General features: G+C 68.4%; 12 protein-coding genes and 1 tRNA gene. 7 read left to right on the top strand and 6 right to left on the bottom strand.

Going from position 1 to position 18,748, the window contains the following annotated elements; all coding sequences use genetic code 11:
* Positions 1-17: 17 nt before the first annotated feature.
* Complete coding sequence (gyrA, locus tag IPK24_00425; GenBank protein ID MBK8074038.1) at positions 18-2,699, top strand: DNA gyrase subunit A; 2,682 nt, start codon at positions 18-20, stop codon at positions 2,697-2,699.
* 177 nt (positions 2,700-2,876) lie between these two features.
* Here the strand turns inward: gyrA and IPK24_00420 are convergent, their stop codons facing one another.
* Positions 2,877-3,329, bottom strand: coding sequence for a hypothetical protein (locus IPK24_00420; protein MBK8074037.1), 453 nt, complete (start codon positions 3,327-3,329; stop codon positions 2,877-2,879).
* Here IPK24_00420 and IPK24_00415 point away from each other — a divergent pair.
* From IPK24_00415 to IPK24_00395, 5 genes are all read left to right on the top strand, one after another.
* On the top strand, positions 3,241-3,747 hold the full coding sequence (locus tag IPK24_00415) for a DUF3566 domain-containing protein (GenBank protein MBK8074036.1): 507 nt from the start codon (positions 3,241-3,243) through the stop codon (positions 3,745-3,747). The two genes, IPK24_00420 and IPK24_00415, sit on opposite strands and share 89 nt — an antisense overlap.
* Positions 3,748-3,908: 161 nt before the next feature.
* Positions 3,909-4,658 (top strand): hypothetical protein, encoded by a 750-nt coding sequence (locus IPK24_00410; GenBank protein ID MBK8074035.1) that lies wholly within the window; start codon positions 3,909-3,911, stop codon positions 4,656-4,658.
* An 85-nt stretch (positions 4,659-4,743) separates the two neighbouring features.
* Positions 4,744-4,817: transfer RNA gene (locus IPK24_00405), tRNA-Ile, on the top strand.
* 244 nt (positions 4,818-5,061) lie between these two features.
* Positions 5,062-5,307 (top strand): type II toxin-antitoxin system prevent-host-death family antitoxin, encoded by a 246-nt coding sequence (locus tag IPK24_00400; protein MBK8074034.1) that lies wholly within the window; start codon positions 5,062-5,064, stop codon positions 5,305-5,307.
* The gene (locus IPK24_00395; GenBank protein MBK8074033.1) at positions 5,304-5,561 is read left to right on the top strand and encodes a Txe/YoeB family addiction module toxin; all 258 of its coding nucleotides are present in this window, start codon (positions 5,304-5,306) and stop codon (positions 5,559-5,561) included. The genes IPK24_00400 and IPK24_00395 overlap by 4 nt, the downstream gene beginning before the upstream one ends.
* Before the next feature lie 55 nt (positions 5,562-5,616).
* On the opposite strand, the gene IPK24_00390 is transcribed toward IPK24_00395, so the two are convergent.
* On the bottom strand, positions 5,617-5,907 hold the full coding sequence (locus IPK24_00390; protein MBK8074032.1) for a hypothetical protein: 291 nt from the start codon (positions 5,905-5,907) through the stop codon (positions 5,617-5,619).
* A 158-nt stretch (positions 5,908-6,065) separates the two neighbouring features.
* Complete coding sequence (locus tag IPK24_00385; protein ID MBK8074031.1) at positions 6,066-8,291, bottom strand: SpoIIE family protein phosphatase; 2,226 nt, start codon at positions 8,289-8,291, stop codon at positions 6,066-6,068.
* Between the two features lie 108 nt (positions 8,292-8,399).
* Here IPK24_00385 and IPK24_00380 point away from each other — a divergent pair, with 108 nt between their 5' ends.
* The gene (locus IPK24_00380) at positions 8,400-9,107 is read left to right on the top strand and encodes an HAD family hydrolase (GenBank protein ID MBK8074030.1); all 708 of its coding nucleotides are present in this window, start codon (positions 8,400-8,402) and stop codon (positions 9,105-9,107) included.
* 20 nt (positions 9,108-9,127) lie between these two features.
* On the opposite strand, the gene IPK24_00375 is transcribed toward IPK24_00380, so the two are convergent.
* The 3 genes from IPK24_00375 to IPK24_00365 form a co-directional block, all read right to left on the bottom strand.
* Positions 9,128-13,207 carry a DUF4062 domain-containing protein gene (locus IPK24_00375; GenBank protein MBK8074029.1) on the bottom strand — a complete coding sequence of 1,360 codons (4,080 nt, stop codon included), beginning with the start codon at positions 13,205-13,207 and terminating at the stop codon, positions 9,128-9,130.
* A 172-nt stretch (positions 13,208-13,379) separates the two neighbouring features.
* Positions 13,380-16,649, bottom strand: coding sequence for a tetratricopeptide repeat protein (locus IPK24_00370; protein MBK8074028.1), 3,270 nt, complete (start codon positions 16,647-16,649; stop codon positions 13,380-13,382).
* 322 nt (positions 16,650-16,971) lie between these two features.
* Positions 16,972-18,744: a hypothetical protein gene (locus IPK24_00365; protein MBK8074027.1), complete on the bottom strand. Its 1,773-nt coding sequence runs from the start codon at positions 18,742-18,744 to the stop codon at positions 16,972-16,974.
* Positions 18,745-18,748: the final 4 nt, after the last annotated feature.

The raw sequence follows: 18,748 nt of genomic DNA, 5'->3' as shown, positions 1-18,748 counted from the left end.
GCGAGTAGAGGATTCCCGTGACCGAGCAGCCCCCGCAGCCCCCGCAGGACCCGCCGGCCGGCACCACCAGCCCTGGCGGCATCGGCACCGGCGACATCACCAGCGACGCCGACGGCGGCAACCGGGTCGAGGCCATCGACCTGCAGCTGGAGATGCAGCGCTCCTACCTCGACTATGCGATGAGCGTGATCGTCGGGCGCGCGCTGCCCGACGTCCGGGACGGTTTGAAGCCGGTACACCGCCGGGTGCTCTACGCGATGTACGACGGCGGCTACCGCCCCGACCGGGGGTACTCCAAGTGCTCCCGCGTCGTCGGTGACGTCATGGGGCAGTACCACCCGCACGGTGACTCGGCGATCTACGACACCTTGGTGCGCCTGGCCCAGCCGTGGTCGCTGCGCTACCCGCTGGTCGACGGCCAGGGCAACTTCGGTTCGCCCGGCAACGACCCGGCTGCCGCGATGCGGTACACCGAGTGCCGTCTGGCCCCGCTGGCCATGGAGATGGTCCGCGACATCGACAAGCAGACCGTCGACTTCAAGCCGAACTACGACGGGCGCACCCAGGAGCCGGTGATCCTGCCCAGCCGGTTCCCCAACCTGCTGGTCAACGGCTCCACCGGGATCGCGGTCGGCATGGCGACCAACATCCCGCCGCACAACCTGCGCGAGGTCGCGGACGGCGTCCAGTGGTTACTGGCCAACCCGGACGCCGGCGAGGACGAGCTGCTCGGCCAACTGCTGTTGCGCATCAAGGGTCCGGACTTCCCGACCTACGGCCTGATCATGGGCACCCGGGGCATCGAGGACGCCTATCGCACCGGCCGCGGCGCGATCACGATGCGCGCCAAGGTCGAGGTGGAGGAGATCCAGGGCCGGACCTGTCTGGTGATCACCCAGCTGCCGTACATGGTCAACCCCGACAACCTGATGGTGAAGATCGGTGAGCTGGCGGTCAGCGGCAAGGTCGCCGGCATCGCCGACCTGCGCGACGACACCTCCAGCCGCACCGGCGGGCTGCGCATGGTGGTCGTGCTCAAGCGTGACGCCGTGGCCAAGGTGGTGCTGAACAACCTCTACAAGCACACCCAGCTGCAGGAGACCTTCGGGGCGAACATGCTCGCCCTGGTCGACAACGTGCCGCGCACCCTCAGCCTGGACAAGTTCGTCCGCTACTGGGTCGACCACCAGATCGACGTCATCGTGCGGCGCACCCAGTACCTGCTCAACGAGGCCGAGCGGCAGGCCCACATCTACCGCGGTTACGTGAAGGCGCTCGACGCCCTCGACGAGGTGATCGCGCTGATCCGGCGCTCGCCGTCCGCCGAGGCCGCGCGCTCGGGCCTGATGGACCTGCTCGAGATCGACGAGGAACAGGCCCTGGCCATCCTCAACCTGCAGCTGCGGCGCCTGGCGGCCCTGGAGCGGCAGGAGATCATCAACCGGTTGGCCGAGCTCGAGACCCTGATCGCCGACTACCGCGACATCCTGGCCTCCCCGTTGCGGCAGCGCACGATCATCTCCGAGGAGCTGGCCGAGATCGTCGACCGCCACGGCGACGTCCGGCGCACCCAGATCGTGCCCTTCGAGGGCGACATGGACGCCGAGGACCTGATCCCCGTCGAGGAGGTCGTGGTCACGATCACCCGCGACGGGTACGCCAAGCGCACCCGCAGCGACAACTACCGCGCCCAGCACCGCGGCGGTAAGGGTGTGCGCGGCGCGCAGTTGCGCAGCGACGACGTGGTCGAGCACTTCTTCGTCACCACCACCCACCACTGGTTGCTGTTCTTCACCAACCTGGGCCGGGTGTACCGGGCCAAGGGTTACGAGCTGCCCGAGGGTGGGCGCGACGCCAAGGGCCAGCACGTGGCCAACCTGCTCGCGTTCCAGCCCGGCGAGACCATCGCCCAGGTGATGGACCTGGAGAACTACGAGGCGGCGCCGTACCTGGTGCTGGCCACCCGCGGTGGCCGGGTCAAGAAGACCCGGCTGGCCGACTACGACTCCAACCGCTCCGGCGGTGTGATCGCGATCAACCTGCTGGACGGCGACGAGCTGGTCTCGGCTCGCCTGGTCGACGACGGCGCCGACATCCTGCTGGTCTCGCGCAAGGGCATGTCGGTGCGGTTCACCGCCCACGACGAGGCGCTGCGTCCGATGGGGCGCGCGACGTCCGGCGTGACCGGCATGCGGTTCCGCGGCGACGACCAGTTGTTGTCGATGGACGCCGTGCGCGACGCCGACGACGCCTTCGTCTTCATCGTCACCGAGCAGGGCTATGCCAAGCGCACCATGGTCGACCAGTACCGCTCGCAGTCGCGCGGTGGCCTGGGCATCAAGGTGGCCAAGCTGAGCGAGGAGCGCGGTGACCTGGTCGGCGCCATGATCGTCGGTGCGGACGACGAGGTGTTGGTGGTCATGGAGGGCGGCAAGGTGGTGCGCTCGCTGGTGGCCGAGGTGCCGGCCAAGGGTCGCGACACCATGGGTGTGGTCTTCGCCAAGCCGGACGCCGGTGACCGGATCATCGCCGTGGCCCGCAACAGCGAGCGTGTGGTCGTGGCCGAGGTCGAGGCCGACGCCGAGGCCGAGCCGGGCACCGAACCGGTCGCCGAGCAGGTCGGCGACACGGACGCGGTGGTCGATCAGACGGCCGAGGCGGGCGCTGACCGATCGGATGAGTCCACCGAGCAGGAGTGAATCCGACCCCGGCTACGGCTGGGGAAGGTCATCAGCAGCGGATAGCATCGGTGCCGTCACATGGCGCATGGCTTGCTGAACCGGGTGATCAGCGACGGCGGGGGCTCCCAGTGCCGTACCGTCGAAGACGTCAGCGTCGCGGAGGTGAGCGGTGAGTTCGTCCGATCAGGGTTCCCGTCAGGGGACGGCCCCCAAGGTCTCCCCACGTCCGGGTACCCCCGGCGAGGCCGCCAAGGACGCCACCAAGCCGACGCCGGGGGGTTCCCCGGGTTCTTCCAACGGAGCAGGGCGTCCGTCGTCGGGTGATTCCGGCTCGTCGTCCGCGGGGGCCACTGTTCCGATGGCTGCGGTACCCGCGGCGGCCCCCCCGAAGCCCTCGCCGACCGGCAAGCCCGGCGGGTCGGGCAGCCCGAGCACCTCACCCGCGCGTCCGGCACCGTCCCCGTTGGTGAAGGCGGCCACCGAGACGGTGCGGCCCGCGGCCACCACCACGGTGCGCGATGACCTGCCTCGCGTTGCCCCGGCAGCCCCGACCCGTCCGATGGGCGCGGTGCCGCCCGGTGCCGGATCGCCGGCCCCGTCGAGTGCGCCCCCGGTGAAGCCTGCCCCCGTGCCCAGCCCCGTGGGCATGCCGCAGCCGGCTCCCGGATCGCCCGTCCCGGTGGGTCAACCGGCACCGGTCGGTGCGCCGCGCACGGTGCGCCTCACCTTGGCTCGGGTCGATCCCTGGTCGGCGCTGAAGCTGTCGTTCCTGCTGTCCGTGGCGCTCGGGGTCGCCCTGGTGGTGGCCACGGTGATCCTCTGGCAGGTGCTCAACGGCATGGGGGTGTTCGACTCCCTCAACGGCACCCTGCGCGACGTCGGTGGCGTCAAGTCGCAGTTCGACCTCTACGACTACGTCGGGCTCAGCCGCGTGATCTCGTTCGCCACCCTGGTGGCCGTGTTCAACGTGTTGACGATCATGGCCCTGACCACGTTGGGGGCGGTGCTGTACAACATCGCCGGCAGCCTGGTCGGTGGCTTGAACGTCACCCTCGCCGACGACTGACTCGGTATCAGCTCATTCGCGCACCTGTTACTCAGCGCGATCAGTGGGAACCGGTAGTTCCAGCGTGGGTTCCACCGTGGGCGAAACATCACCGTAAACCCAGGTGAAGGCGCCTGAATCCCTACCCTGAGTCCTCCAGATCTCTTCGAGGAGGACTCTTCGTGACGGCTTCACGCCCCACTGCGCGCCGGGGGCTGCGGACCATGGCCGTGATCGCCGGAGCGATCGGCCTCGGCCTCTTCGCTGTCGGACTGTGGGGCACTCTCGGGGACTCCCCGACGTCGCTCGCTGACAACCCCGTGTCCGCCGTGTCGCATCACCCGACCGCCTCGGCGGGTCCGGGTGTTGCCCGCGGCGGCCCGATCGACGCCACCCCAGCAGGCGTCGCGTCGTCCGGAACCTGGGCGGAGTGTGAAACCGAGTTGCAGTCTGCCGCGCTCACGCTGGACGCCGGCCGGGCGGCGGCCCTGCACTGGGGGCGCCACGTGGGGGCGCAACAGGGTTTCGACCGCGGCACCGTCACCTCCGCCCAGGCCAAGGCCATCTGGAAGGAGACCAAGGCCGAGGGCCCGCAGGACCTGGTGCGGTGGGCCGGCGCCAAGACGCGGTACGACCAGGACGAAGGCGCCTGCGCCAGCGCTCGATCCCGCACCTCGTCAGGGGGGTCGGCCGGTCAGGGTGACGCGTGCGTGGCCGCGGCCCAGATCGTCGACCGAGCCGTGGGAGCTGCCGCCGCGGTGGTCGCCGACTGGTCGGCCCACCTGGACATGATGGCCCACGACGAGCACAACGAGGCCTACCTCGAGCGATGGGCCGGCATGGTCGCGGCAGCACCGAAGCACCTCGACGCCTTCGACGCGGCACTGGTCGAGGTCGACCACGCACCGACGTGCACCACTCCTTCCCCATAGCCGCAGGTGCCGGGCGGGCGACGTCGCTATCGGTTTGGGTGGTCTGCCGTGGCTGCGGTAGTCTCCAACGGCGCGTTCGCGCAGCGGGCCTATAGCTCAGGCGGTTAGAGCGCTTCGCTGATAACGAAGAGGTCGGAGGTTCAAGTCCTCCTAGGCCCACCCACATCACCCCAGGTCACAGCCATTTCGGCCAGTTGATCAACTCCGTTCGAGATCGCGCGTTGGCGCCAGGTCGGCAGTCTGAAACGTCAGGCGCCGGCGGACCATCCCAGCATGAGGGTGGACTCTGACGGCAACCCCATCCCGCGGAACAGCCCTGCGGCGGGACCGCGCCCCAGAGTCCTACCGCGGCCCAGGACCCAAGTGGTACCGTTTCTTGTACTACTCACGCGGAGGTGTAGCCGTGGCGATCACCGCCAGCGAGGCCCGCAAGAACCTGTTCCCGCTCATCCAGCGGGTCAACGACGACCGCACACCCGTCGAGATCACCTCCAAGCACGGCGACGCCGTCCTGATGTCCCGAGCCGACTACGACGCCCTCGAGGAGACCGCGCACCTCCTGCGTGCCCCCGCGAACGCGCACCGACTGCTCGAAAGCCTGCACCAGGCCATGACCGGCCAGCGCGAGGCTCATGAGCTCGCCGAGTGAGACTCGTCTTCACCCCCAACGGGTGGCAGGACTACACCTCCTGGCTCACCACCGACCGTGCCGTCCTGAAACGGATCAACCGGCTCATCGAGGACGCCCTGCGCGACCCCACCGACGGCATCGGGAAACCCGAACCCCTGCGCCACGTTCTCGCCGGCGCATGGTCGCGCCGCATCACCGAGGAACACCGCCTGGTCTACCTCGTCGACGGCGACGACCTCGTCATCCTCCAGGCCCGATACCACTACACATAGCTCCACCGAGCTCAGCCTGGTCGCCGAACCACCTCGACGGGCGGAAGGCAAGCTGTCAGGGAGTCGACTCGCCCAGGCGTTCGAGTCGCGTGCCGACGAGCCCGAACGACGCCACGTAGCAGGTGGGTTCGCACTGTTCGCCGTTGGGCACGAGTCTGGTGAGTTCCGCCTCGGCTGCTGTCTCCAACAGAACCGCGCTGTCGCGTTCGATCCGCACCGTGGTGGCGATCTTCCCCCCATCGGAGGTGAGTGACCTCGGCAGATCGTGGAGGACGAGGCGAGGCGCTTCGGCGCCAGTGAATTCGACGGCGGTGGTGGTGCATTCGCCATTGACGCAGAGGGTCACGTTCGCGGGGAGCCGGCCGAACCGGGCTCCGACCTGCGACAGGTCGACCGAGACCTGGGAGGAACAGCCGACGGCGGTGCAGCTGTGCGATACACACGCAGCCAGGACCGGCACCAGCCCGACAGTCATCAGCAAAGTCCGAGACCTCGTCACCTCGCTCAGCCGCCGTCGTCCGGGAGGGCCGCGTCGCGGAGGACGGCGGTGACGTGCGTGCCGTCCGCGCGCAGCTCGATCGTGGTGTGCTGGGCGAGTTCGCTGACGATGGCCAGACCTCGGCCGCGTTCGGAGGTGTCGCCGGTGGTGCGCCAGCGACCGCGATCCACGGCCCGCACGCGCACCCGGTCGACATCGACCTTGTCGATGGTGAGTTCGGCCCGGGGGTCGTCGGCGTCCCAGGGATGCTCCAGGGCATTCGTCGCGATCTCGGTGGTGACCTGGATCAACCCATCGATGGTGTCGGGCCGGACGTTGGCGCCTTCTGCCCAATGCCGGACACGCTCGCGGATCTCGCGGAGTTCCGCCACCGACGACAGGTTTGTCCGGAACACCGCACCGGCCTCGCCGATCGTCTCCCGTTGCAGCGCAAGGCATATCACGACCAGATCGTCCGCACCAGCACTGTCGGTACTGAGCCGGTCCCGCAGCCGCTCGGCCACGGTTTGCGGCGCAAGGCGCGAGAACGACGAGTCCTGCGCGATGTCGGTCGCCGCAGCCAACAGCTCCGCCAGGCCGTCCACCAGTGAGCGGTGCCGGCGTTCGATGAGTCCGTCGGAGTACCAGACCACCATCGCGTCGTCCGGCAGCACGAACTCGTGATCGCGCCGCGGCTCGACGGCCACCCCCAACGGAGGCCCGGGCGGCACCTCGAGGAATGCGGCGTGCCCGGGCGTGAGGAGAACGGCCGGGGGATGGCCGGCGCTCGAGATGCGCAACAGCCCGAGCGTCGCGCTGTAGTCCGCGCAGCCCACCGTGCTGCACAGCACTCCCGGGATGCGGTCGCAGGCGGCGTCCAGGGCCTCGAGCACCTGCGCCGGACCGGCGCCGGTCTGGGCCACGGATCGCAGCAGCGGCTGCAGTTTCATCATCACGGTGGTGGCTGCCAGATCGTGCCCGACGACGTCGCCGACGCACAGCCCGATCCGGTTACCCGGGGTCTCGAAGACGTCGTACCAGTCACCGCCGATCTCGCGCCCGGACGTCGCGGGCACGTAGCAACCACCGGCCCGTCCCCCCGGCAGGCTGTCGGGCAGGTCCGGGAGCAGTGCAGCCTGAAGGTGATGCGCCGTGCGATATTCCGCCTCGTACAACGCCGCCCGCTCGAGCGCGGGCCCGGCCAACGACGCCAGGGTCTTGGCGACCAGTAGGCGTTCGACACTGATCGGTCCCGGCTTCTCGAACCCGAACCCCAGGGCGCCCACCGAGCGATCGCCGATCATGATCGGCACGCACAGATGACTCCTGCTCCCGGTCGCCAGATACTCGGGCGCGAACTCCGGGTACTGAGCGGAGATGTCCTCCACGCTCTCGAAGGTCAGCGGTTGGCCGGACTGCGCGCACGCCGTCACCGGGGTCAGGTCCGAGTGATCCACCGGGATGACACCGAACCGCTCGACCACCGGTCGAGGCATGGTGCGCGAGGCATGGCGTCGCCAGACCCGTGCCTCGTGATCGAGGACGGCAACCACCCCGAGCGGCGCCACCATCCGCACGCCCCGTTCGACCAGGACGCCGGCGATCTCCTCCACCGTGGCGGCGGTCGCCAGTCCTGCGGTCACCTCCTGCAGCTTGCGCAGTCGCGTGAGGGCCGAATCCGCAGCCCGCAGCGACAGGGCGCGATCGAGCGCGATCGCGGAGTGCGCGGCGATGCTCGACAGGAAGTCGATGTCGGGCTCGTCAAATGCGCGCGGTGCATCCCAGCCGAACGCGAGGATGCCCACCAGGCGATCCCCCACCGTCAGAGGCAGGTTCGACCACGCCTCCTGCACGATGCCCTCGGCGACCAGATCGGGAAAGCGGCCAACCCGATCAGCAACGGAGGTCACCAGCACCGGTCGCCGCTCGGCCACGATGGAGCGGGTCACGGACAGTGCGGCATAGGCCCGGGCACCGACCTCGTCCTCGGGATCGGATCCGCCGAACAGGATCTCCTCGACGCCGGCGACCCCGACCGTGGCCAGCAGGCGAGGTGGGCCGACGCCGTCATAGATCGTGATCGTCGCGGCCGAGGCCCCGAGCATCGGGAGGCAGGCTCCGATGATCGCCGTGGCGACCTCGGTCGTGGATCCGGCGGCCGCGAGCCGGGTCGTCAGGTCATACAGGTCCGTCAGGCGTCGGGACAGCTGCTCGGCCTCGACGCGCGCGGCGTGCTCGGCCTGCGGGTCCACCGGTCAAGATTCCTCTCATCCCGGCAACGGCGGCAAGGGGTCGCGAGACTGGCCACGACGATGTGCGCCCGATGGCTCAGGAGGCCCGATGCCGTTCACGATCGACCCGTGCCGGCCGAGTCGACGCCGATGAGCGGGGACGACACAGCTCGGCTGCTGGTGGCGGCGGCGTCCGCCGTGCTGCTCGACTTCGACGGTCCGGTCGGCGAGGTGTTCGCGGGGTACCCGTCCGGCCGGGTCGCGGACGACGTGCGACGGGTGATCCACGCGGCCGGGATGCGGTTCCTCGACGATCTCGCTGACACCCAGGACCCCCTGACCGTGCTCCGGTTGGTGGCGCAGCGTCGTCCCGACCTGACCGGTGCGGTGGACGACGCGCTGACCATCGCCGAACTGCACGCCAGTTGTATGTCGCGCCCCACCGCCGGTGCCCGGGCCTTCCTGGTGGCATGCCGGACGGCGCGTCGTCCGGTGGTGATCGTCAGCAACAACAGTGCCGCCTGCGTGCGTGCCTACCTGGCCCGACACGATCTGGTCGGTCACGTGACGGCGGTTCTCGGACGCCCGCGGCACCGGCCGGATCTGATGAAGCCGCATCCAGGCCTGGTCGAGGCGGCGTTGGCGCGCGTCAGGGTCGAGCCGGCCCGCGCCGTCCTGATCGGTGACTCGGTGACGGACGTCGAGGTCGCTCTCGCGTGCCGGGTACCCGTGATCGGCCTGGCGAACAAGCCCGGCAAGCGGGACCGACTGGCCGCCGCGGGTGCCGAGGTGATCATCGAGGCCATGACCGAGCTGGTTGTGCCCGAAGCCGTGTGATGGCATGGCAACACTCGTGTTCAAGGGCGCCTGGCCGGGGTGTCGGCCGTGAGGGAGATCGTGGTCCGAAGGTCGATCTCGACCCGCGGCGGCTGGTGCAGGGTGAAGACGTAGGGGCCTCGGTCGCCTGCCGCGACGATGCGGTCCCCGCACACGGCGAGCCACTGCAGTCGGGCATCCACGCGGATCGCGGCCAGGGCGTTCCCGGTGCCGGGGTCCCAGATCCGGACGGTGCCGTCCTCGCCCGCCGAGGCGAGCCAGGCATCGCCGGGGCCGTAGGCGACGGCACGAGCGGGCCTGTCATGGCCGATCAACTCTCGCAGCAGGTCACCCGTTGCGATGTCCCACAACCGCACCACACCGTCATGCTCCGCCGTGGCCAACAGTCCCCGCGACTCGTCGAGGGCCGCGGCCACCACGCCAGAGTGGTGGCCGCGCGCAGCAGGTGGGGCAGGGTTCTCGGACTCGTTCAACGGATGGCTCGCCCATCCGTGGGGCCCCACCACGACCAGGGAATTCATCGGCACCGACACGGCAATCCCGGCGATGGATCCCACGGCGCACCCGACGGTTCGAGACTTCCGGAACAGATCGCTGACCTGCAGCGTGCCCTCGGCGTCGCCGGTGAGTATCTGCGGACCTGGTGTGCAGCGCAGCGCGGTGATGCGTGAGTGATTGCCGGCGAAGGTGTCCCGATCCCGTCCGGTGGTGGGGTTGACGACGTGGGTGACGCCGTCGGTGTCGGCCACGATGAGCCAGTTGCCGTCCGGGGTGACGGTCAAGTGCTGGGCCTGAAGCGGGATGTTGCTGGACAGGGCACCCTCGACCAAGGGCACGATCCGGGTCTGGCCGTCGGCGCCGGCGGTGGCGATCCATCGTCCGTCGGGTGAGGGTGCCATGGCCACGATGTCGCCGGCATGGGCGCGCAGCGCGTGACGGACGGTGCCGCTGACCAGGCCGCGGACGGCGATGACACCGGCCGTGTCGCCGGTGGCGACCCAGGTGCTCTGGAGGTCGGTGGCCATGGCGGTGACCGGGACGTTCCTGGTCGCCGCCGGACGTCGTGGGGCCGTGGTGGACTGGCCATCCTCATCGCGGGACGGGTAGTGGGTGGGTGGCGACAAGGGGTCCCAGAGTCTGATGGTGTGGTCGTCCGAGGAGCTGGCCAGGTGGCGGCCGGCGTCCAGGACGAGGAGGTCGGTCACCCAACTCGTATGACCGTCGAACGTATGGTCGAGGCGTCCCGAGACGACGTTCCATACTCGGATCTCGGACTGGTCGGCCACGGCCAGCCACCTGTCCCCCGCGACGAGGGTGACGCTGACCAGGGGGGTCTTGGGGTCGCGGCCGGGAAGGGCGAGGGTGTGCCTGATCGTCCAGGATGTGGTGTCCCAGATGGTGATCCGGCCCGAGGCGCACGCCACGGCCAACCAGGCGCCGGTCGAGACGGTGACGGCCACCGGCGGGCTGTCGTGGCCGGGCAGGTCCCGCAGGCGGCGTCCCGAGCCGTCCCAGATCCCGACCACGTCATCACCGGCCGGCGCGGCGATCCAGGCCCCTGCGGGGTCGACGGCCAGGGCGCGTGCGGGGCGAGTGGTGATCGCGAGGGTCTGAGGTGGCTGCTCGCCGCGGGTACGCCACAGCCGCACCGTGCGGTCGATGCCGGCACTGACCAGCCAGTCCCCCTGGGGTTCGGCGGCCAGGGCGGTCACGGGTCCGCGGTGGCCGATCAGGGTCAGGGGTGGCTCGTCCGTATCGGGGTGCCAGACCATGATGGCGCCGTCCAGCCCTGCCCCGGCCAACCAAGCACCCGTGCCCGGAACGGCGAAGGCGCTCAACGGTCGGGTGTGACCGGTCAGGGAGGTCACGCCGGCCGCGCGGGTGGCCGGCGCGGTCCAGAGTTCGGCGCGTCCGTTCTGACCGGCCACCGCCAACCACGCACCGTCCGGGTGAGCAGCCAGAAGTGAGACCCCGCGGCACTCTCCCTGCAGGTGGCCCAGTGTGCTGCCGGAGGTCGGGTCCCACAGCTGGAGTGCGCCGTCGCGGTCGGCGGAGGCCAGCCATCCGTCGCTGGGCGCGACCGCCAACGCCGAGACCTCCTCGGTGGCGCCGGCCAACACCCGCACCAACGCCGGATGCGCGAGATCGTCTGCGCGAGCCCCCGTGGGCCACAGATGGGTTGCCGGCATGCCTTTCATCAGTCGTCGGCGCAGATCCATCAGGGATGCCGTCACCGGTACACGCGAGGCCAGCACCACCCGCAACGAACCCTCGGGATCGAGGGGAGCCAACAGGCCCCCATGGGCGTTCTGTCGGATCACCCGCAGCAAAGCGGCGGCTTCGCCAACCGGGGACATCGCCAACTGGGACTCCAACACGGCAGGCCCCCGGTACTGCAGAACGCCCAGCACCCAGTCGAGATCGGTGACGGTCCGGGTCAGCTCCTGCGACCGCTCGGCGTCACGCAGATGATTCGGCAGAGCCGCCCAGAGATAGCGTTCGGTGGCCGGCAGCCGCCACCAGGCACTACCACCGTCGGCATCGGCCGGCACCAGTCTCCGGTGAGCATCGAGGAACGCCCGATGCCAGGTCACCAACCGGTCCTTGTGCTCCTGGCGCAGCCACGCCCGCGTCACGTCGTGCAGCCGCAACCGGGGCACCTCGCCCAACTCCAAGACCGCCAGGGCCAGATCATCGAGCTTGCCGCACAGATCCTTGATCCGTTGCGGCGTGAACCGGCTCTTGCGGCCCCAGAACCGCTCCAACACCGACAACGGGATCCGGGTGTCCTCACCGAAGATCGCCAACTCCAGGAACCGCTCACGCTCCGCGCGGGTCAGCTGCTTCAAGCTGGCGTTGTACGTCACCGTCAGGGCACGCTGCTGCTGCCCCACATCGGCGAGGTCCAGGATCGCCGGCCCCTCCTGGGACAGCCGTTCACACAGGTCGTTCAGGGTCCGTGTCGGGTCTTGACCACGGCGAATATCGGCACGTACCGCTGCGCGCACTTGGGCCAGGAGCAGCGGCCAGCGGCCGGTGACATCCAGGACACCGGCCACCGCACTCCGGGCGAGTGGAGGCAGGTCCCGCGTCAGCAGGGCGCCGGCCTCCGCCTCGCTCATCGCGCCCACCTCGATCTCGGCGGCCCGCTCGGGCAGGACGCTTGGCCGGCGGGTGGTGATCAACCGGATGACGTTCGGCGCCTCGTTCAGGAAGGGCGCCAGTTGGGTCTTCATCCACACGTCGTCGAGGACCAGGAGCATGCGCCGAGCGGCAAACCGTCGCGCAAGCTCGCTGCCGGCCGAGATCGGGTCCGTCATCGAGGGCGGGTCACCGCCGGTCAGGATCCCGGACAGCTCGTTGACCTTGCCCACCAGTTCGGCACCCTCGGCCTTGCCCAAGGTGACCCAGACGATCCCATCGGGAAACAACCCGCAGACCTCGGGGTCATGAGCCACCAGGAGCGCGAGCGTGGTCTTGCCGAGCCCGCCGGGGCCGAACAGCGCGGTGGTGATGCCCACGGCGGCCCGTGCCGAGCTGTCGAGGGAGGTGACCGGCGGGGCCGCGACGGCCTCGCGCAGGCTGCGCACCACGTGGTCCTGCAACTCCGTCCGATCCACCAAGGGTCCGATGAGTGGTGGCCGCGAGAACACCGGTGGACTGGCCGAGGGCCCGTGGATCCTCTCCTTCAAGTTCACGAGGGCCTGGTAGGCCGCCAGTTCGACCTCGTGCCACTCCTCGATGCGCGCACAGGTGAGCTCACGGCCGACACGGGAACGGAATGCCGACTGGGAACCCCGGTCGTCGTCCCACGCGAGGTGAGCCGTTTCGGCGAGAACCTCGGAGATGGAGATCGCCAGCCGAGGAATACCCATCTCCCCGGCCACATCGAACTCGAGCTCTGTGTAGGACCGGTCTGGTGATCCTGGCGGGCGACTGCCGTACCGCAGTCCGAGCAGGACCACGTAGACATCGCAGCCTTGGAGCTTCTCGCGGCAGGCGTCCTCGGGCGGCATGTCCATCGCCGACCACAACCCCATATCGACGGCGACATGACCTGCCCGGACGACCGCCTGCTTGACTCTCTCGACACATGACACGCCATCCGGGACGTCAGCAAGTTCACTGGTGTGACCCAGGAACACCTGCCACGGCACATCGTGTGGCGGAGTGCGTCTCTCCCGTGGCGGGCAGGGGTCGATCACGTCTGTCTCCTGGGCGCAGGACTCACGCCGAACGCACAGGGCGCACTGCTCCGAGCCCGCGTCATGGTCAGATTCGAGGCACCTCGATCGAGCTCTCGGACCGACGTCGGCGTTCGAAGTTCACCGTCTCTGGGTGTTCTGGCCCCAGGCGTTCCAAGAGACCCTGGTGGATGGTGGCACGGATGTCACCGGCCTCGTCGTGTCGGCCCATGGCCTCCAGGTCGAGTGCCAGGTTGGCGCCACACGCCAAGGTGAAGGGGTGGTCCTCGCCGCGGATCCGGAACGCTGCCGCATAGGTGGCCTCGGACAACGCGAGCGCTTGGTCAACCTCTTCCCGGAGGGCCAAATTGTTGCTCATGTTGCTGTCACTCACGAGTGAGTACGGATGGTCCGAACCGAGTCGTCGATGGAGGGCATCCTGGGTCACCCGGTCCCGTTCGTAGGCCTCGTCGATGCGATTCAACGCGCGATAGAGGACAGCAAGGTTGCTGGCACAGGCCAGGGTGAACGGATGTTCGGCCCCGAGGTGGGCCGTATAGGCATCGAGCGTCTCCTCGCCCAAGTTCTGCGCATCATCGAGTCGCCCGATGGCGCGCAACGAGTTGAACAGGGTGAGCGCGGCGGCCATCGTGTTCTCGTTGCGCGGGCCGAACCGTCGACTGAGGCGGTCGTAAACCGTCGTCGCGACGACAACGGAGTCGTGATAACTACCGTTGAGTCGCAACAGTGAGGCGAGATTGCGTCGCATGAACCACATCTGAGGATGCTCGGGCAGAGCCTGCTGGAAGCGGTCGACGGCCGCTCGGGCGTCAGCCAACCCCTGTTCGTAGTGGCCGAGGTAGGCGTGATCGCGGACGAGGTTGACCGCGGAGGCGAGCACCTCGAAATGCAATGGTCCAAGGACGACCTGGCGTCTCGCCAGCGTGTCCTCATCCAGCATGAGTGCGCGTGAGAAGTCTCCGAGGAGCCGGCAGTCGACGGCCAGGTTGCTGGCCGCTCGCAGAGTGAGTGGGTCGTCCTCGCCCAACGTCCGCAGGCACTGGGCCAAGTTCTGCTCGTCGATGTCCAAGGCCCTACGGAAATCTCCAGCCAGCCGGTGGTCTGCGCCGCTGCTGTTCGCCACCCGCAACATCAGCTCGTCGTCTGCAGAGCTGGAGGATTGCAGACGTTGCCAGGTATCACTGTTGATCTGCCGGGCAGCGAGGTACTCCCCCAGTTCGCGTTGAGCATTGCCCGCATGGAAGCACGCGGCGAGGGTCATCCGGTCGTCTGGCCCAAGACGCGCCTGCCAGTTCTCCACCGCCTCCAACGCAACAGCCGCGCTGGCTTCATAGTCGCCGGTGGCGTAGTAGTAGCGAGCCAAGTCCAGCACGATCCGTCGGACGTGGGGGTCGTCGGAGTGAAGCACACCTGAGGGGCGCACGTGTGGGGCGAGCTGAGCGAACTGGGACCAGTTTCGCCGGTTGTCCGGCTCTCCGGGGTTGGCCAAGGCGAGCATTTCGTGGGCGCACTGCTCTACCGAGGCCTTGCGCTGGGCTGGAACGTTGGCCCGCAGGACCGCCGTGATGAGCATGTGGATGGTGATGTAGTCGCGGCTCGGGTCCACCTTGGCCAAGGCATAGCGACCGATATCCCGAATAGCGCCACGCATCTTCATCTCGTCGCGCAGCGTCTCGGCCAGCGAGGCGGGCAGGGAGGCCGCACCTCGCCCGCGGGCGAGCATGGGTACCGAGATCGGGTTGGAGCTCATGAAGCAACAGACCTCGAGCAGTTGGGCCGCAGCCTCTGATCGCTCGGTCAGCTTCTCGAAGGCGAGATGAAGCGTCTTGGCCACCGAGGTCGGGTAGTACGGTCCCTCCCCCTCGTCCATCAATTGAGCAGGCTTGGTCTCGAGGAGGTGGAGGTACTCGGCCAGCGGCATTCCGGTTTCGGCGTGGACCGCAGCGGCTTGTTCGAGCGCCAGCGGCCAATGGCCCAGGCTGTCGGCAAGTTTCAGAGCATCGGATTCGGACAGGTCCTTCCACCGGTTCGCGAGGAAGTCGATGCTCTCCTGGCGGTCGAAGACATCGAGCTCCAGGGCATTTGAGGCGCCACTCCAGGTGCGATCGCGGGACGTGACCAGGACGTGCCCGGGCCCGCTCGGAATGTACGCCTGCAGATCAGCGGGCCGTTGAGCTGCGTCGAAGATCAGCAGCCATTTGGTATGGGGCTTCCCCTGGCGCAACCGGTCCAGCAGCGTGTCAACAGTCAACTGAACGTCGGCGGTCTCCGGCATGCCCAGTCGGCGGGCCAGGGAGACGAACGAACGTCGGACCGAGCGGGTGTCATCCGAGGGGATCCACCAGATCATCTCGTAATTCGACTGATAGCGATGGGCGTACTCTGCGGCGAGCTGGCTCTTCCCGATTCCCCCGAGGCCGTGGACCGCTGTCACCGTGGCTTGACCACGTTGTTCCAGCGTCAGTGCCAAGGCGGCGAGTTGATCGTCACGGCCGACGAAGAAGGGGTTCTGATGGGGGACGCCTCCCATCACCTGGGGGACGGACGCTCCTCGGGCCGGTGTTGTCCGGGTACCGGCCATTCCCACATCAGATCCCATCGATTCCTCGGTTCTCGGTTCCGCGGTTGGGTCGGAGTCCGTCTCATCGTCGGATTCCAGGGTGTGACCAGCTGCCGGTGACGACGAATCCAGTCCCGATGGTGGTGATTCGCCAATGATGTCCCGGCACAGCAAACGGGCCTCGTCGAGCAAGCCCAAGCGCCGGGCGAAGGGGAAGGAGACATCGTGGAGCAGCAGATTCTGGGCATCCCCGAGGCGGTGGGCAGCCATTTCCAGGAAGGTGATGAGTGCAAAATCCGCCCCGGGGTGGTGCCCGGCGCGAGATTCGAGAACGGCCAAGACCTCCTGTGCTGAAGGTCGTCGGTCCGGGGCGGTCGCGGCGATGACCTCTCTGAGGGCGTCGGCGAGTTCTCTGCTCTCGAGAATGTCGCTCAAAGCAGCCTCGGACAGCTCATCGAGGGCATCGGTGGCCTGCCGTCGCTCGGTCACGGTGAGCAGTCCTCTGGGGAGGATCTCGTCCAAGAGCGCACCGAGATCCTCGATATCCCGTGCGGGAGGCGCGACGAGGCGCAAGACATCGATCAGTATGTGAGGGTCTCCGCCCTCGATGCAGGCGGACAGGATGTCCCATGCAGGGTCAGCGGACTGCCCGTCGGGGGGCACGAATGCTCCGCCGAACTCGTGGACCAACTCGGTCACCAAGACATCACGAAGCGTGGGATGGCGCAGGGCCTCCACCCGCCGGACGGCGTCCTGAAGTTGCCGTCGCTCGCCCACCCCCAGTCGTGACGGCACGACCAGGCGGCGTGGCTCGTCGCCGCGTTCATGTCCCACGAGGCCCCCCGATGATCATCGAAAGGGGCAAAATGCCCTCAGCACAGCATGACTCTCGGTCACGCCGACGACAAGCGTTCGATTTGTGAGCTTGGACCGACCGGTTCTGTCGCGTCCAGTACCGGGCGCGCGCGCACGGGATTGCCTCGTGAGCGACAACCGTGCCTACCACCTGCGTCACCATACCCCTGTGATCATCGATGAGAGAACGGCTTGCGCAAGAGGACGGGCTTTATCGTTGGCTGCAGTTCTGCCGCAACGCTTCTCATGTCAACCTCCCGTGATCGAACCATGTGGCCAGCTCTGTTGGTGACGGCCGATTCGCGTGCTGTTCCCGCACAACCGACCACAGCGCGCGAACAAGTTCGGGTGCTCGGTGGAGAATCCGCTGCCCGGGAGCTCGCCGGCGAATCCTCGCCACAGCCAGCCCGGTCCACGATGGAATGTCGTCCTGTCCGCAGAGGATCTGCTGCTGGAAGCCAGACTCGGCAAGGGAGTAGTCACCATTGATCAGCGGCCACTGAGGGTCACCCGGGTCAACCTGGGTTTCATCCGATGACTGGGTGATAACGGTCTCTGCCAACTGAAGCCGCGGATCGTCACCGACGATCTCGGGTGTAGGTAGATAGCTCGACATCGTGGGCACGTCACGCGGGTATCGACCTGCTCTCCAGTCCTCCTCCAGGCAGGCGACCATCTCCGAGGGGACCCTGACATTGGTCAGACGCCACCGCAGCGCATGATCGAGCACGAGGTCCTCAGCGCATTCGAGCGTCCGTCCGGGCGTGTTCGGATCCACGTCGGCCGAGGCCACCGAGTGCGCCGCGGTCAGAAGTCCCTCACCAGCATCGGTCAACAGCCCGGTGGCCGCCAAGGATGCCCTTCCGACACGCAGCTGTGCTCGGCTGCGCGCCCAGTCGAAGGCCAGCCCCCGATTGTCCGGATCCCGAGTGAGCTCGCGGCGCCAGAACTCGGTGACCGAGATCCAGGCGTGGACACCGTGGAGCAGCCCCACCCCCGGGCGGGGGTCGTTGCGCCAGGGCGAATAGAACCGTTCGCCCTGACCATGACGGATCAGCGGCACCAGCTCTTGAAGTTCGTTGAGGGTGGAGTGCTCGAATTCATGGATCAGCCCACAGGCGTAGCGATCCGCGCGATTCGGCGGGGTGAGCGCGATGGCCCAGGACGCGGACCGCGTGGTGGTGCTCGCGGCCAGGTCGTGGCGACCGCTGAGCAACGGGGTGATGGCACGCAACCCGTACGCCAGCGCCTCGGCGCGCATCCGATGACGCGCGACGAGTAGGTGCCAGGTGGAGGCTGTCATGGCCTGCCAGTGGGCGACGTCCGCGCCGCTGAGCGGTTCGGCGACGGCCACCTCGTGGCAGCTTCGGTAGGGGTCGGCGTCGTCCAGCAGGACATCGAGGTCGAGCCCATCGTGGCACGCCCGGAGACGGTGGAGAGGGCGCCAGTCGTCAGTGGCGCCGTCCGCCGGTCGAACCCGGACGCACGCGTCATCGCCGGCCACGGTGAGGCCGCCATCGCCGGCTACCCGAGCCGTGGCGAGCCGTGCCTCGGGCCGGTCGTCCAGGCGAACGGTTCCGGTTCGGGGGATCATGACCTGGCCGTTGCGGATCGGCACGGTCACCTCGAGTGGGACGCCGGCAGCCAGCGCCACCGAGACCGCGATGGAACCGAGGTGGGCCAGATCTGGCCACAGCGGATGGGCTTCGGTGCCGGGCTGGTTCAGGAGCATCAGACAGGTCATGGCCCATGCGCCGACGTAGGGGTAGCCCACGGCGTCCACCACGAGCTGGCGGTGGTGGGCGTCGAGGTCGGCCAGGGCTGCGTAGTTGTGCTCCAGTCGGCCGCGTTCACCATCACCAGGTGCCGACTTCTCGACCTCGTCCAGGAGCCCTCGGAGTAGCACCAGGTGACGGCTGAACTGCGCAGATCTCAGCTCTGCCAGTGCCTGCGGGCCGGACGTTCCGGACAGCACCTGGGATATCCACGGTTCACGGATGGCGTGATAGCTGATCACCTGA

It is taken from the genome of Kineosporiaceae bacterium (assembly GCA_016713225.1).
In the GTDB taxonomy this organism is placed as follows: Bacteria; Actinomycetota; Actinomycetes; order Actinomycetales; family Kineosporiaceae; genus JADJPO01.
Note: the sequence above shows the minus strand (reverse complement) of the source record. Positions and strands in the feature narration are given on the sequence as shown.